The sequence below is a fragment of the Streptomyces sp. NPDC030991 genome (genome assembly GCF_055571235.1).
Window position 1 is genome coordinate 70,698 of the sequence record NZ_JBVIFR010000018.1, and the last position, 13,868, is coordinate 84,565.

Here is a 13,868-nt window from a genome sequence, read left to right on the forward strand (position 1 = left end):
AGGGCCGACCTGGGGTGCCGACGGGCGGCGAGCGCGGTCAAGCCTCCAGGTCCGTCACCCGCTGCCGCGGCGACAGCTCCACTCCCAGATCCCGCAGTGTCGCGTCCAGCACGGCCCAGACGGAACGGCAGAGCATCGCGCGCAACTCCTCCTCGGACAGCTCACGCCGGGGGTCACGCACCCACTGATTCACCGCGGTGTCCACGAACCCCACGATCCCGACGGCCACCGAACGGATCGGCGCCTCCCGCAGACCGAGCGCCTTGAGCACGTCACCGAACCGCTCGCCCAGCATCAGCGCGATGGCCGTCTTGGTGTCCGCCACCAGCGAGCCGTCACCCATCGAGTGCTCCCCGACGCCCATGTAGGCGTACAGGCGCGGATGCTGGGCCACCCAGTCCAGATGCGCGCCCACCACGCGCTCCACGGCCTCTTCGATCGTCCCCTCGAAGGTGAGCGTGGGCTCCATCCGGCGCATGAACGACTCCACCACCCGGCGGCGGATCAGCTCGTCCAGAGTGGCCCGGTCCTTGAAGTGCCGGTAGAGCACGGACCGGGGCAGGCCCACGCGCTCCGCCAGGCGCTGCACCCGAAAGCGGACGCCCTCCTCCTCGATGAGCGCGACCGCCGCGTCCACCAACTGGACCTGGCGCTGCGCCTTGTGTTCGTCCCAGCGGGTGGAGCGCTTGTCGATCTGCGGCTCGCCGCCGGTTCTGTCCGCCATTCCGCCAGGATATCGGGGCAGGTGTGCGATCCCGGCTCGTCCCCCGCGGGCCGGTTCTGCGGGGCGCGCTGGTCCGCGAGGGCGAGGGCGCCTGAACGGCTCAGCGGCGCCCGCCGCCCCCTCCGCCCGTGCTGGAGCCGGTGTGCGTGGAGTCGACACAGCCGGTGCAGGGGCCGGTGCCCTGCCGGAGATACCGGTGTTGGTTCGCCAGGTCGACCGCGGGTGCCAGCGACGTGTCGCCGGCCGGGATGCCGATGCCGAACCGGCCGTAGAAGGCGAGCAAACCGGCATCGGCACGTTCGACGGCCGCCCGGGTGCGGTCGTAGGCCACGCCGGTCAGTCGGGGGACGTCGACGCGCACGAGCCGGCCGCCGTCGGGCGGGGGCCGGCCGACCCCTTCGCCCCAGCGCAGGAAGAGTTTCTTCACAGGGCCGTCCTCCACCATCCCGCCGAGGTACTCCTTGACGAGCGCCACGACCTGGTTGTCCCCCAGGTCCAGAGCGTCGAAGGTGCGGGTGATCGCGAGAGAGGCGAGCTCGGCGAACCGGTCGGTCTGCCGCTCCCGCTCCGCGGCGCGCTGTTGGCTCTCGTCGAGCCGGCCGAGGCTGTCGGACAGGTCGTCGTCGGACCCGGGCGCAGGGTCGGCCGCCGGCGGGTCCGGTTCCGGTTCGTCGGGAGCGAGTGTGGCGGCCTGGAAACGGCCGACCTGCCGGGCGATGTCCCGTGCGGTCCGGTCCACGGTGCCGCCGGGCTCCGACGGGGCGGCCCGCTGCACGGCCAGGACCATGTCCCGCAGGCGGGCAGCCGACCGGGGATGCGCCAGGACGTGCCGGTGGATCTCCTTGTACGCGGCCTCGGCGCCCTCGGCGTACTGCCGGCGCTGCACCTCAAGTGCGTACCGCTGGGCCACCGGACGCCTCCACGTCCCCTCGGACACCGGGGCCGGAACGACGAGGAACAGCAGCGCGACCATGATGCCGACGTTGATGCCCGACAGCGACCGCCGCCCGAAGTTGGCGGTCAGGCCGAGCGGCAACCGGGCGCCGCCGAAGCGCGCCGGACGAAGCCGCCGCCTGACCCGGGCGACACGGTCGGGCCACCGCAGGACGACGTAACTGCCGACGGCCAGCAGCGTGTAGGCCGCCAGCCAGTACCACCAGTCCACCTCCGTCAGGCCCTGCATCTTCTCCACCACGGCGCGCACGACGGTGACCTGGGGTGGCGTGAGAGCCAGCACGTTCGCCAGCCACACCACGAACACGGTCAGCACGAGGCCGAGCTCCACGGACACGACGATGTCGGCGACCGCCTGGACCGTCGGCCGTGCGGCGTCCTTCAGCCTCCGCCAGCCGCGCCAGGAGAGCCAGACGGCGAGCGGGAAGAGGAGCCCGGCGGCGGGCGCCGTGGTCAGTACGTCGCCGGAGACGAGTTGTTCGACGGCGAGGGCGACCAGGAAGACGCCGGGGAGATCCGGAAGGTGCCGCACGAGCAGGCGCTCGGAGGCGTGACACCGCCGCACCGCGAGCAGGAGGGCCCAGCCGCCGGAGAGGAGCAGCACCACCAGGGGGACCAGGTGGGAGGGGAGGGCGCGGAACAGGACGAGGAGCAGTGCCAGCGGCGGTACGACGGCGCAGAGGGCGAGGAGGGCCGCGGCGACGTACCGGCCGTGCCGGAACCACCGGATCAGCGCTTCGACGAGCAGCTCTCCCACCGCTTTAGGTACGGCACTGAGTGCTGCCGCGAGACCCAGGCCGAGGACCGCCCCGCCGATCCCGCCGAGAACCGTCGCGAGGACGCCGAGGAGTGCGGACCCGAGACCGTTGATCTCCTGTCGGCTGCCGAGTCGCCAGGCCGCCCACACGCTGATCCCGAAAGTGACGTACAGGGCCAGGAGGCCCGGTACGTCGTTCGTCGACCCCTCGTCCTCGGGGGCGCCCGGTGCCCGTGAGGCCGGAACGGGCGCGGTCCGCGGCGCGCGCTCGCACAGTCGGCGGGAGACGTCGAGGAAGATTTCCAAGTTGGGCACCCGGTAGCGCTGCCGCAGGAAATGTGTCGGGAAGTCGCTGCCGCGCGAGGCGACATGGAGAGTGCCCTCGGCCGTCACGGAGAGCGAGACCACGTCCTGCCAGGGCGTGAAGTCGTCCCGGCCCCGCCTGCGCCGCACGGTCAGCCCGTCCCGGCTCACCACGAGGTCCCCGAAAGGTACCGTGCCGCCGCTCAGGGCTGTCGCGAGGGCGGGGGCCGACTGTGCCTCCCGGACACCTCGCAGGATCGCCGGGCCCCACTCCTCCTCCTGCGGGAGCTGGGCGCCCCTGATCACCGTGCGGGTGCGACGGCCCCGAATCCTCTCCCCGCCGATCACGGGCCCGCGGTCCGCCGGCCCGAGCGTGATGACGGTCCCGTCGGGGTCGGCCAGCTTGTAGCGGCGCGAGCCGTTCGTGAACACAGAGGCCGACGGCCAGAGACAGACCGTCTCCCCGCCGTCGGCCGCGATCGCCGCGAGACCGCGCTCGTACAGGTGGAGCTCCACTCGGGAGTGCCGCCGGTGCCACTGCACCCTGAGGAGGAACGGCCCCAACAGCGCCAGCCCGCCCGACACTTCGGCAGGGACGGCCGTGTCCCATTCGAGGAGCGCGCCGAGAAGGATCGTCAGGAGGCACACCAGCGCGGCGAGCGGGACCAGACGCATCAGGAGCAGCGCGTACGCGGAGGGCTTCTTGCGCTGCGGCCGGTAGACGCGGCGCCGACGCCCCAACTCCGGCCGCTCCACGTCGGCTTCCGCGTCGGCCCCCGCGTCGGCTCCTGCACCCATGAACTCACCACTCCGGGAAGATCCGGCGCAACGCCCGTGGTACGGCGGCCCGTTGACGCCGCGCGGGCACGGTAGCACTCGCGCGCACGCTACCGGCTCAGCGCCGGTCGAGGGCGTTCGTCACGAGTTCGCGTGCGTAGGCGGCGTCCAGGTGGGCGGGGCGGAAGAGGATGCGGTACATCATCGGTGCGACGACCCGGTCGATCACCCGCTCCGTGTCGGGCACCGCTTCACCGCGCCGCGCCGCACGGTGCAGGACGGCGTCGATCTGCTCCACGGCGTAGGCGGAGCACTGCCCGGCATTGCTGCCGTCCGGGTCGCCGAGGAGCGCGTCCCTGATGTAGGCGCGCCCGGGCGGAGAGGCCATCTCGTCGAGGAACTGCTCCGCCCACGCGTCCAGGTCGGCCCGCAGACTGCCGAGATCGTCGGGGTCGGTCTCCGGGCGCAGCCGTTCGACCGCGACATCGGAGAGGAGTTCCTGCAGATCGCCCCAGCGCCGATAGATCGTGGAAGGCGTGACTCCGGCCCGCGCCGCCACCAGGGGAACGGTCAGCGACGCGCGGCCCGTCTCGGCGACGAGTTCGCGGACCGCGGCATGAACGGACTCCTGTACACGGGCGCTGCGCCCGCCGGGGCGCGCCATGGGCTTGGGGCTCATGCCTCCCACCTTAATGCGAATATGTTGCTTCTGGCCGAGCGTGAGTGGCCCTCCGGCCGTCCGCAGGCTCTCAGGCCGCGACCGGGGCGAGTCGCCGCAGAGCGCCGATCGACTCCTCGTACACCTGGCCGACGCGGAGCACCGTCGCGTCCTGGAACGGGCGTGCCATCAGCTGCATGCCGATCGGCAGCCCCGCGTGATCGTGGCCGACCGGCAGGGTGAGGGCGGGAACGCCGGTGATGTTGGCCGGGGCGGAAAGCCGGACGTAGCTGTCGGACACCGCCTCCACGGTGCCGTCGGCCCATTCGACCGTGTCCTGCCCGGACTTCACGGCCGTCATCGGCACGGTCGGGGCGGCGAGGACATCGATCCCGTCGAACATACGGGCCCACTCGTCGCGCATCATGGTGCGGGCCCGCTGGGCGCGGAGGTAGTCGCCGGCCGAGGTGAGTTCACCGGCTTCGAGCAGGATGCGTACGTCCGGGGTGTACAGCTCGGGGGCGGCCCGCAGCGACCGCTCGTGGTAGGCCGAGGCCTCGGGGACCATCAGCCCCCACTGGATCGCCTGGACATGGCGCGCCATCGGGATCTCCACGTCGACGAGGTGTGCGCCGAGCTCCGCTAGCCGCTCGATCGCCCGGCGTACGGCGTCCTCGACGTCGGGCGAGACCCTGTCGAAGTAGTGATTGCGGGGGACGCCGACCCGGAGCCCCTTCAGATCGGCGCCGCCGGTGAGATCCAGCGGGGGCGCGGACACGCTCGCCGGGTCGCGCGGGTCGTACCCGGCGGTCGCGGCCAGCACCAGAGCCGCGTCCCGCGCACTGCGGGCGAGGGGGCCGGCATGGTCCAGGGACCAGGACAGTGAGGTCACACCGGTACGGGGGACGAGACCGTAGGTCGGCTTGAGGCCGACCACGCCGTTGAGCGCGGCGGGGACCCGGATCGAACCTCCGGTGTCGGTGCCCAGGGCGAACGTCGCCCCGCCGGCGGCGACCGCCACCGCCGAACCCCCGCTGGACCCGCCGGCGACGCGGCCGCGATCCCAGGCGTTGCCGGTCTGAGGGGTGGTCAGACCATAGGCGAACTCATGGGTGTGCGTCTTGCCCAGGAGAACGGACCCGGCGGCCTTCAGGCGCGCGGCCACCTGGCTGTCGTGGTCCGCGACGTGCCCGGCCCGGACGTGGGAGCTCGCCGTGGTGGGCAGGCCCTCGGCGTCGAACAGGTCCTTGAGCGCCATGGGGATCCCGTGCAGCGGGCCGCGCGGTCCCCTCGCGGAGATCTCCCGCTCGGCCCGGGCCGCCGCGGCGCGGGCGGCGTCCGCCGTGACCGTCACGTAGGCGTGCAGCCGTCCGTCGACCGCCTCGACGCGGCCCAGTACGGATTCGGTGAGTTCGACCGGGGACAGTTCCCGTGCGCCTATCGCGCGGGCCGCCTCGGTGAGGGACAGCTCAAAGGGCTGCATCGACGTTCTCCTGTCCGGCTCGGTACGAGATCGCGGGGGGCGTGTCGGCGAAGTCGAGTTCCCTCAGCGTCGTGATGACGGAGTGGATGTGGTTGGCGGTCGCGGCGACTCCTTCGTGCCGGTCGTCCCTGAGGGCGAGTCCCGCCCGCAGTGCGGCCTCTCCAGCCTGCTGAGGAGTGAGTTCGCTGGTCATGAGTGTCGAGAGTCCTTCCCGCTCGGTGCGGTGCGTCCGTCCAGGTACCGGTCCGGGAGCCCCGCCCATCTAAAAGCGAATCGTTTGCTTTAGGTGACGGTAGGTCCTACGGTGACTTAAAGCAAACTCGTTGCGTTTAGCTCTCGTAGGGAAGATCACCATGTCCACGACCTCGCCGTTCAGTACCTCCGCCGGCTCGCCGACCTCGACCCCGGCCTGGGCCGTGGGGGACCACCTCGTGCGACGTATCGACGAGACAGCCCTTCCCGCCGCGACCGGCCCCTGGCTGTTGCCCGGGGCGACAGCGGAGGTCGTGACCGGGACCCCCTGGCTGCGCCCCGACTTCGCCGATGAAGAAGGCGTCCTGCGGCTGGCCAGCCACACCTTCGCCGTCGAGGCGGACGGGCTGCGGATACTGGTCGACACCGGCATCGGAAACGGCAAGCAGCGCGCCAACCCCGCCTGGCACCAGCTCGACAGTGACTACGAAGCACGGCTGACAGCGGCGGGCTTCGCACCGGAGACGGTGGACATCGTCGTCCTCACCCACCTCCACACCGACCACGTGGGCTGGAACACCCGCTCCGAAGGCGGCAGTTGGGTGCCCACCTTCCCCAACGCGCGCTACCTCACCTCACACGCCGAATGGGACTACTGGGCCGGCGTCGAGATGGAGGAGGCGCGCCGGCAGATGTTCCGGGACTCGGTGCTCCCCGTCCGCGACGCGGGCCTCCTCGACCTCGTCGACGTCGCGGACGAGGGGACGGACATCGCGCCCGGCGTCCGCCTGCTGCCCAGCCCCGGCCACACCCCGGGCCAGGTGACGGTGGAGCTGGGCAGCCGGGGCGAGACCGCCCTCATCACCGGGGACAGCATCCACCACCCGGTCCAGCTGGGGCATCCGGAGCTCTGCAGCTGCGTGGACATCGCACCCGAACTCGCGTTCAGGACCCGGCGGCGGCTGCTCGACTCGCTGGCCGGCACCTCGACCCTGCTGCTCGGCAGCCACTTCCCGCCGCCGACCGCCGGTCACGTGCGGCGTGCGGGTGACGCGTACCGGCTGGTGCCGGTCGAGCCCGCGGGCAACGGGCCGCTCCTGGGCAGCTAGGACAGTCGCCCTGCGCGCGGCGAATCCGCAAGGCTGATTCCCGCATCCGTCTCCCGCGTCCGACCAGAAGACCAGCAAAGGAAACCCCGGCGACCGCGCGAACGGCCCCGGGGTGCGGTATCGATCAGCCAAGGGGCTCGACCACATGACGCACGCCGACCGTCCCCCGCCCGGACGGGCACTACGCAGGCCGTTGCGGGCCGCGTACCACCGAGCCGTCCGCGCGGCGCCCGCCGCGCTCCCCACGGCGCAGGCCCGCTCCTGCCATGCGTGGGTACCCGCGCCGTCGCGGCACCCGGAGGTCGGACCATGACCCGCCAGCGCTTCCGGTTCGCCGTGTGGCAGCTGCGCCAGGCCCCGGCGCCGCCCCGCTACCGAGGCACCTGCCTCACCTGCGACGCGGTGTCGCCGGACGTCACGGGGCCGGAACAGGCTCAGCAGTGGTGCATCGAACACGCGGGCCAGACCCAGCACACGGCCTACGAAGTCGCGTTGGTCGGCCTGTTCGAAGCCGCCGTGGTCGACGACGCGCCGTCCGCGTCCCGCCACTGACGTCCCGTCGCGGGACGCACACGCGGCCCTGCCGCCCGTGGGCCGGTGACGCGCACCGGCCCACGGGCGGCAGGGAACCCGGGCGGGCCCGGGCGCACCCCGCGCCCGGGCCGGACGGTGAGATCGAGACGCCCGTGGCTCAGTTGCCGCCGACGGCGGTACCGGCACGCCCCGCGTTGGTGACGCCGCCCAGGCCCCCGAGGAGGCTGCCGAGCAGACCCTTCTCCTGCTTCGCGGTGTCGGGAGCGTCATCGGCCTTGCAGGGCGCGATGAAGGCCGACGACACGGCGTTGCTGTCGACGAGGGGGATGACCTGGATGATCTGAAGGATGTTCTGCACGGCCGGACAGATGAGGTCCGTCACCCCGGAGTTCTGGGTGGTGTCGGCGGCCGGCGGCGGCTCGGCCGCGGCCGCGGCGCCCGGTGCGGCGAAGACGCCGAGAGCCGCGGCGGCGGCCAGACCGACACCGGCCAGGGTGCTGCGTGTGCGCATGATTCTCCTCGGAACGAGACGGGTGGTGGTGCTCCCGTTCCATTCATGCGGCAGTCGGCGCGGGCCGCACTCGGGATGCGCCCGTTCGGCGGGACCGGATCGGCCACCCGGGAACGGGACGCGGCGCGGACAGGCCCTAGGCTGCCCTGCATGTCGATCTACGTGCCCGCGGCGTCGTGCCTTCTCCTGTTCCTCGCGGGCGTGCTGCGCGAGCGGAGACGCTTCAGCAACGCCGTCCTGCTGGGGCTGGCCGGTGTGTTCGCCCTCGCCGGGTGGCTCGTCGAACTGACCCGCGACGACGCGCAATTGGGGCGATCGGTGCTGTGGGCGCTGCTCGCTCTCGCGGCGCTGGTCATCATCGTCCTGGCCTGGTTCCTGGTCTCCAACGGCGTGACCATGCTGCGCAAGGAGGGCCGGAGCCTCGGCAACCTGCTGTCGCTGTTCGCGGGGCTCGCACTGGTGGGGCTGCTCGCGCTGCTGATCGTCGCCTACGTTCTGCGTACCCACACGCTGCTCGTCGCGGCGGGGACGGTGGTCGCGCTGGCGGGCTACGTCGCGTTCCTCTGCCTGTGCTTCCTCGTCTACGCGTTCCTCTACGCACGCCTGCAGGTGCGCCGGAAGGCCGACTACGTCGTGGTCCTCGGTTCGGGCCTCGTCGGCGGCTCGACGGTGCCACCGTTGCTGGCGAGCCGTCTCGAACGGGCCCGGGCGGTGCACGCCAGGCTCACCGCGCGAGGCGGACAGCCGGTGCTCCTCACCTCGGGCGGCCAGGGCCCGGACGAACACCTGCCGGAGTCCCACGCCATGGCCGACTACCTGGAAGAACGCGGTGTGCCGGGCGAGCTGATCCGGCGTGAGGACCGTTCGACCACCACCGAGGAGAATCTGAGGTTCAGTCGGGCGATCATGGAAAAGGCCCATCCGGACTACCGGTGTGTGATCGTCACGAACGACTACCACGTCTTCCGCGCGGCGGTGACCGCACGCCAGGTCGGCGTCAAGGGGGACGTCGTGGGCGCCCGGACAGCCGCGTACTTCTGGCCCAGCGCGATGATCCGCGAATTCGTGGCGCTCTTCCTCGCGTACCGGCGCACCAACCTCGGTATCTGCCTCGTCCTGTTCCTCGGCGGCGCGGCCATCTGGTGGTTCAGGTGAACCGCGGCGGCCCCGGCGCCCTGTGAAAGCTCGCGGTCACGCGCCCGTCCCCAGGTTCACCCAGCCGTTCGGGTAGGAGAGACTTCGCCGCTCAATCGTGAGCAACCTGACGCAGGTACGAGCCGAGCCGTTCGATCGCCGACGGGTTGCGCGGGCTCTCGACGAGATCGGCGTAGTCCAGGGTCTGGATCCGCTTGTGCTTGATCGCGGAGACATTGCGCAGCGGCGGGTAGGAGAGCAGGAACTTCCTCTTCTGCTCCGCGCTCGTGGAGCCGTAGTCGTTGATGACGATGACGTCCGGGTTCCTCTTCACGACCGTCTCCCAGCCGATCGTCGTCCAGGAGTCATCGAGGTCGTGCAGGATGTTGACGCCGCCTGCCTCGCTGATGATCTGCTCGGGCGCGGCGTAGCGGCCGGAGGTGAAGGGCTGGTCCTGGCCGCTGTCGTAGAGGAACACCGACGGCCTGTCCGCGCCCTTCGGGGCCTTCGCCCGCACCTCGGCGACGGTCGCCCTGTACCGCTGGACCAGTTTCCGCGCGCGGTACTCGACGCCGAAGATGCGGCCGAGGTTCTCCAGGTCCGTGTAGAGCGCGTCGAGCGGCGGCATGATGCCGCGCGAGGTGCTGGTGCGGGCGTTGCGGCAGGACTCGGTGAGCAGATACGTGTCGATACCCGCCTCGTGCAGTTCGTCCGGGGTCAGCGCGTTCTCGTTGAAGCCGTAGTTCCAGCCGGCGAGGACGAGGTCGGCGCGTGCGGAGAGCGCTGTCTCCTTGGTGATGCGGTCCTTGGCGAGCCACTTCACCTTGTCGTACGCGTCCTTGTACGGCAGGCCATCGGTGGAACCCTTGTCGGCGGGCATGACGTAACCGGCCATGCGGTCCTCCAGGCCGAGCGCGAACATGAGCTCGGTGATGCCGACATCGTTGGTCACCACCCGTTCGGGGCGCCGGTCGTAGGAGACCTTCTTGCCGCAGTTGGTGACCGTCACCGCCGTGGGGCCGGTGCTCTTGCCCTCGGGTGCCACCTCCGCCCCGCAGGCGGTCAGGGTGAGGACGGCGGCGAGGCCGAGCGAGGCGGTGGACACGAGCTTGTGCACGGGAGCCTTTCGGTGGAGGACAGAGTGGTCAGCAAGGCAGAGGGGGCAGGGGGCCAGGGCGGTCAGGAGGTCAGTGGGTCGAAGAGGAACTGGGTGGCGCCGGTCCCGGGGTGGCGCACCCGGTGCGCCCGGACGCCGAAGACCTCGGCGAGGAGCTCCGGGGAGAGGACGTCGGCCGGTGGGCCCGAGGCGACGACGCGGCCGCCGTGCAGGACGTGCAGCCGGTCGCAGTGTGCGGCGGCGAGGTTGAGGTCGTGCAGGGCCGCGAGCACGGTCGGTCCGCCGGCGCGAACCCGGCGCAGGACATCGAGCTGGTGGGCTATGTCGAGGTGGTTGGTGGGCTCGTCGAGGACGAGGACGCGCGGCTCCTGGGTGAGCGCGCGGGCGATGAGCACCCGCTGCTTCTCGCCTCCGGAGAGCGACAGGAAGGCGCGTGTGGCGAGGTGCGCCACCCCTGCCTGCTCCAGCGCCTCTCGACAGATCCGCCGGTCGCCCGCGGCGGTGCGCTCGCGGTGCGGCAGCCGGCCCATCGCGACGACCTCGGTGACGGTGAAGTCGAAGTCCGCGGCCGACTCCTGCGGCAGCGCGGCGATCAGGCGCGCCGCGGCCCGGGGCGTCATGCGGTGCACGTCCTCGCTCTCGACGCTGACGACCCCGGTGTCGGGACGCCGGGCCCGGTAGACACACCGCAATAGCGTCGACTTCCCGCTGCCGTTGGGCCCGACCAGCCCCACGAAGGTGCCGGCCGGCGCGTCGAGGGTGACCTCGTCGATGAGCCGGGCTCCCGCCACTTCGACCGAAACGCCTTCGATGTCGAGCCGCATGTCTTCTCCACAACCACCTTCGGTACGGATACGGGCGGGGACGCGGGACGCGTGTGTTCAGCGTCCCGTCAGCGCGTGGCCGCCGCGCTTCATGAGCAACAGGAAAGCGGGCACCCCGAGGGCGGCCGTCACGACGCCCACGGGCAGTTCGGTCGGCGCGAGCAGCACCCGTGACAGCACGTCGGCCCAGACGAGCAGGACGGCCCCGGCGAGCGGCGCGACCGTGAGGACCCGGGCGTGCGAGGCTCCGACGAGCATCCGCACGAGGTGCGGAACCATCAGTCCGACGAAACCGATCGCCCCGCTGACGGCGACGACCGTGCCCGTCACGGCGGCGGTCACGACGAACAGCTCACGTCGCAGCCGGTCGGGCGGCACCCCCAGAGCCGCCGCCGTCTCGTCACCCATCGAGAGCGCGTCGAGCGAGCCCGCCCGCGCTCTCAGCCACAGCCAGCCCACCGCCACCGTCGCGGCGGCCGGCGGAACCTTCGGCCACGTCGCCCCGCCCAGGCTCCCGAGCAGCCACATCATCGCCGCGCGAGCCGCCTCGCCGCGCTCCGCGCCGAACACCATGACGGTGGTGACCGCTTGGAACCCGTAGGCGAGTGCCGTGCCGGTCAGGACGAGACGCAGGGGGCTGAGTCCGATGGGGGAGCGGGCCACCGCGTACACGACGAGCGTCGCGGCGAGGGCCGACAGGAAGGCGGAGAAGGAGAGCGCCCATATGCCGAACCCGGCGAGCGCGCCGAACAGGATGACCGCGTTGGCGCCGACCGCGGCCCCGGAGGAGATCCCGAGCACGAAGGGATCGGCCAGGGCGTTGCGCACCAGCGCCTGTACGGCGACACCGATCGCGGCGAGCCCCGCTCCGACCAGCGCGGCGAGCACCACCCGCGGGAACCGGATCTCCCACACGATGGTGTACGCCCCCGTGTCGCCGGTGCCGAGGCTCCCACCGCTGAGCCCCGCCCACAGGAGCCGCAGCACCTGCTGCCAGCCCAGTCCGGTCGCCCCGAGCCCGACCCCGGCCACGAGCGAGACGAGCAGCACGAGCGCGAGCCCGACGACCAGAGGGGCGGTGGGCAGCCGTCCACCCGAGCAGGTCGGGGCGGCCGAGGAAGCCGGGGCGGCCGGGGCGGCCGAGAGATCGGACGGAGCGGGGGTGCGGGGCAAGGCTGGCGCACTTCCTCCGGGTTGGCGCCACCGGCACAACGCGCAGGGTGCCAGGAGAGCCCGGAAGGCTCCGGCGGTCCCTGCTCGCAGTCCACGGCGAGCGGTCGACGGGTCGCGCCTGCCGCGGGTGACCGGACTCGCGCGGCCTGACCGGGCCACGCACACCGTTGCGGGACAGCGCCGGATTCGCACCGGCTTCCCCCACGAGAGGCAAGCGAAGCGTAGCAACCGGAGTCAGGGGCGCACCAGGTGGATGGTGCTTACCGCCCCGCGCGTCCGGCCGCCTCGGGTGTGTTGCCGCGTGGGCGCTGCCGGAGCGGGTATCCGAAAAGCTCAGCCCCGCCGGCCGGCGGGCGCGGTGACGGACGGGCCCGCGGAGGAGCCGCGGCCGGACCGAGGGGGTGGGGTATGGAGCGCGTCCACGTGTTCTTGTCCAAGCATCTGTGGGTGCAGTTCGCGCTGTCGGTGCTCGTGGCCACCGTGCTGGTGCAACTGCTGTACCCGGGACGCTCGTTCCTCGCGGTGCTGGCCCGCATGGTGGTGTTGTCGGCGGGCGGGATCGGCGTGGTGCTGGCGGTACGCCGCCGGGAGAAACGCGCTGCCGGAAGTACCGACGGTCTCACGTCGCTGGACCAGAGGCTGCGCAAGGGGGAGACCCCGACCGATCCCGCTGAACGGCGGGCGATGCGGGACCTGGTCGACCAGCGCCTGCACAGGACGCGGCACCGCGTGCTCGCTCTCGTCGGACTGGCGCTCATGTTCGTGACGATCACGGTGCTGACGGCCTTCACGGCGGGCACACGCCAGACGGTCGGCTTCGCTGTGCTCACCGTGGTGTTCATCGGCTGGATGGTCTGCATCAGCAATCTTCAGACCCGCCGTCTACGCGCCATGGACGCGGCCCTGCACGACGCGCCGGGCGAGACGCGACCTGTCCACGGGCACCATCACGGAGCCCGGCATCAGGAGCGGAGCGTGCCGTAGCCGCGGATCTGTCCCGTCCGCTCCTCGGCCGTGAGCCCGCGGAGCGACCAGAGCCCGTACAGAGCCAACAGCGGTTTGGCGAGCAGCCATTCGCCAGGGCGGTAGTCCTGCGCGCGCACGAGCCTTTCGGCGAGATCGGGGCGCTGCCGCCGCAGGTACGCGCGGGCCTTGAGCGCATGCGCCGGCTGGGAGGCGATCTTGATGCGGTCGGCGCTCTCCAGCAGCGGGATCACCTGCGTGATGTTCTCCCACGTCGTCGCGCTGCGGTCTTCGAGCAGCACCACGCCGTCGAACGCAAGCACCGACCTCGCGTACTCCGCCATCAACCGGGCCTCCGCTACGGGACTGCCGGCCGGGCCGCCGCTGAAGATCACAGTGCTGCGCGTACGGCCGGCGGTGACGGAGCGAATGCTGGCACGGACCCGCCACCGGTTGATGCAGTTCACCGTCGGTCAGGGGTTCCGGTAGCCCAGCACCACCACGGCCTCGCACGCGCCCTCGCCGCTCCCCACGAGGGCGCGGGACCAGCGCCGGTTCACCCACTCGCCCCACGCCAGGACCGCGGCCCCAGCCATCGCCGTTCGTGTCCATCGCCGCATGCGGCGACTGTAGGACAGGGCCGTGTCGGGCAGCG

General features: G+C 71.9%; 15 protein-coding genes and 1 riboswitch. Of the genes, 4 read left to right on the forward strand and 11 right to left on the reverse strand.

Translation table 11 applies throughout. The annotated features are described in order from the left end of the window. Positions 1-37: 37 nt before the first annotated feature. The 5 genes from ACZ45E_RS29200 to ACZ45E_RS29220 form a co-directional block, all read right to left on the reverse strand. Positions 38-724 carry a TetR/AcrR family transcriptional regulator gene (locus ACZ45E_RS29200; RefSeq protein ID WP_468226097.1) on the reverse strand — a complete coding sequence of 229 codons (687 nt, stop codon included), beginning with the start codon at positions 722-724 and terminating at the stop codon, positions 38-40. Positions 725-824: 100 nt separating this feature from the next. Next, the gene (locus ACZ45E_RS29205) at positions 825-3,536 is read right to left on the reverse strand and encodes a hypothetical protein (RefSeq protein ID WP_468226099.1); all 2,712 of its coding nucleotides are present in this window, start codon (positions 3,534-3,536) and stop codon (positions 825-827) included. A 97-nt stretch (positions 3,537-3,633) separates the two neighbouring features. After that, a complete protein-coding gene (locus ACZ45E_RS29210) occupies positions 3,634-4,194 on the reverse strand; it encodes a TetR/AcrR family transcriptional regulator (RefSeq protein WP_468226102.1) in 561 nt (186 codons plus the stop codon). Between the two features lie 70 nt (positions 4,195-4,264). Continuing rightward, complete coding sequence (locus ACZ45E_RS29215) at positions 4,265-5,656, reverse strand: amidase (protein ID WP_468226105.1); 1,392 nt, start codon at positions 5,654-5,656, stop codon at positions 4,265-4,267. Then, complete coding sequence (locus tag ACZ45E_RS29220; protein ID WP_468226108.1) at positions 5,643-5,849, reverse strand: hypothetical protein; 207 nt, start codon at positions 5,847-5,849, stop codon at positions 5,643-5,645. Before ACZ45E_RS29220 ends, ACZ45E_RS29215 begins: the two co-directional genes overlap by 14 nt. Before the next feature lie 160 nt (positions 5,850-6,009). On the opposite strand from ACZ45E_RS29220, the gene ACZ45E_RS29225 reads away from it, so the two are divergent. Next, positions 6,010-6,957 carry an MBL fold metallo-hydrolase gene (locus tag ACZ45E_RS29225; RefSeq protein ID WP_468226111.1) on the forward strand — a complete coding sequence of 316 codons (948 nt, stop codon included), beginning with the start codon at positions 6,010-6,012 and terminating at the stop codon, positions 6,955-6,957. 309 nt (positions 6,958-7,266) lie between these two features. Further along, on the forward strand, positions 7,267-7,509 hold the full coding sequence (locus ACZ45E_RS29230) for a DUF7848 domain-containing protein (RefSeq protein ID WP_468226113.1): 243 nt from the start codon (positions 7,267-7,269) through the stop codon (positions 7,507-7,509). A gap of 139 nt (positions 7,510-7,648) precedes the next feature. On the opposite strand, the gene ACZ45E_RS29235 is transcribed toward ACZ45E_RS29230, so the two are convergent. After that, positions 7,649-8,002 (reverse strand): hypothetical protein, encoded by a 354-nt coding sequence (locus ACZ45E_RS29235; RefSeq protein WP_468226116.1) that lies wholly within the window; start codon positions 8,000-8,002, stop codon positions 7,649-7,651. A gap of 150 nt (positions 8,003-8,152) precedes the next feature. Between ACZ45E_RS29235 and ACZ45E_RS29240 the strand changes: the two genes are divergently transcribed. Continuing rightward, positions 8,153-9,157, forward strand: coding sequence for a YdcF family protein (locus ACZ45E_RS29240; RefSeq protein ID WP_468226118.1), 1,005 nt, complete (start codon positions 8,153-8,155; stop codon positions 9,155-9,157). Between the two features lie 91 nt (positions 9,158-9,248). Here the strand turns inward: ACZ45E_RS29240 and ACZ45E_RS29245 are convergent, their stop codons facing one another. The 3 genes from ACZ45E_RS29245 to ACZ45E_RS29255 all read right to left on the reverse strand — a co-directional run bounded on the left by ACZ45E_RS29245 (position 9,249) and on the right by ACZ45E_RS29255 (position 12,163). Continuing rightward, on the reverse strand, positions 9,249-10,253 hold the full coding sequence (locus tag ACZ45E_RS29245) for an ABC transporter substrate-binding protein (protein WP_468226120.1): 1,005 nt from the start codon (positions 10,251-10,253) through the stop codon (positions 9,249-9,251). 62 nt (positions 10,254-10,315) lie between these two features. Continuing rightward, positions 10,316-11,077 (reverse strand): ABC transporter ATP-binding protein, encoded by a 762-nt coding sequence (locus tag ACZ45E_RS29250; protein ID WP_468226122.1) that lies wholly within the window; start codon positions 11,075-11,077, stop codon positions 10,316-10,318. Positions 11,078-11,134: 57 nt separating this feature from the next. Beyond that, entirely contained in the window at positions 11,135-12,163 is a 1,029-nt protein-coding gene (locus tag ACZ45E_RS29255; protein WP_468226303.1) for a FecCD family ABC transporter permease, read from the reverse strand. A 192-nt stretch (positions 12,164-12,355) separates the two neighbouring features. Continuing rightward, positions 12,356-12,474: riboswitch (cobalamin riboswitch) on the reverse strand. A gap of 184 nt (positions 12,475-12,658) precedes the next feature. Between ACZ45E_RS29255 and ACZ45E_RS29260 the strand changes: the two genes are divergently transcribed. Further along, the gene (locus ACZ45E_RS29260; protein ID WP_468226124.1) at positions 12,659-13,234 is read left to right on the forward strand and encodes a hypothetical protein; all 576 of its coding nucleotides are present in this window, start codon (positions 12,659-12,661) and stop codon (positions 13,232-13,234) included. Here the strand turns inward: ACZ45E_RS29260 and ACZ45E_RS29265 are convergent. Beyond that, positions 13,213-13,680, reverse strand: a complete 468-nt coding sequence (locus ACZ45E_RS29265) for a YdcF family protein (protein WP_468226127.1) — start codon at positions 13,678-13,680, stop codon at positions 13,213-13,215. The genes ACZ45E_RS29260 and ACZ45E_RS29265 overlap by 22 nt on opposite strands. A 6-nt stretch (positions 13,681-13,686) precedes the next feature. Continuing rightward, positions 13,687-13,833, reverse strand: a complete 147-nt coding sequence (locus ACZ45E_RS29270) for a hypothetical protein (protein WP_468226129.1) — start codon at positions 13,831-13,833, stop codon at positions 13,687-13,689. Between the last annotated feature and the right edge of the window lie 35 nt (positions 13,834-13,868).

Excerpts from the sequence above, each read along its gene's own strand:
- ACZ45E_RS29210 (WP_468226102.1), bottom strand. The coding sequence starts at position 4,194 with ATGAGCCCCAAGCCCATGGCGCGCCCCGGCGGGCGCAGCGCCCGTGTA.
- ACZ45E_RS29240 (WP_468226118.1), top strand. The coding sequence starts at position 8,153 with ATGTCGATCTACGTGCCCGCGGCGTCGTGCCTTCTCCTGTTCCTCGCG.
- ACZ45E_RS29200 (WP_468226097.1), bottom strand. The coding sequence starts at position 724 with ATGGCGGACAGAACCGGCGGCGAGCCGCAGATCGACAAGCGCTCCACC.
- ACZ45E_RS29260 (WP_468226124.1), top strand. The coding sequence starts at position 12,659 with ATGGAGCGCGTCCACGTGTTCTTGTCCAAGCATCTGTGGGTGCAGTTC.
- ACZ45E_RS29225 (WP_468226111.1), top strand. The coding sequence starts at position 6,010 with ATGTCCACGACCTCGCCGTTCAGTACCTCCGCCGGCTCGCCGACCTCG.
- ACZ45E_RS29250 (WP_468226122.1), bottom strand. The coding sequence starts at position 11,077 with ATGCGGCTCGACATCGAAGGCGTTTCGGTCGAAGTGGCGGGAGCCCGG.
- ACZ45E_RS29215 (WP_468226105.1), bottom strand. The coding sequence starts at position 5,656 with ATGCAGCCCTTTGAGCTGTCCCTCACCGAGGCGGCCCGCGCGATAGGC.
- ACZ45E_RS29205 (WP_468226099.1), bottom strand. The coding sequence starts at position 3,536 with ATGGGTGCAGGAGCCGACGCGGGGGCCGACGCGGAAGCCGACGTGGAG.
- ACZ45E_RS29230 (WP_468226113.1), top strand. The coding sequence starts at position 7,267 with ATGACCCGCCAGCGCTTCCGGTTCGCCGTGTGGCAGCTGCGCCAGGCC.
- ACZ45E_RS29235 (WP_468226116.1), bottom strand. The coding sequence starts at position 8,002 with ATGCGCACACGCAGCACCCTGGCCGGTGTCGGTCTGGCCGCCGCCGCG.
- ACZ45E_RS29220 (WP_468226108.1), bottom strand. The coding sequence starts at position 5,849 with ATGACCAGCGAACTCACTCCTCAGCAGGCTGGAGAGGCCGCACTGCGG.
- ACZ45E_RS29270 (WP_468226129.1), bottom strand. The coding sequence starts at position 13,833 with ATGCGGCGATGGACACGAACGGCGATGGCTGGGGCCGCGGTCCTGGCG.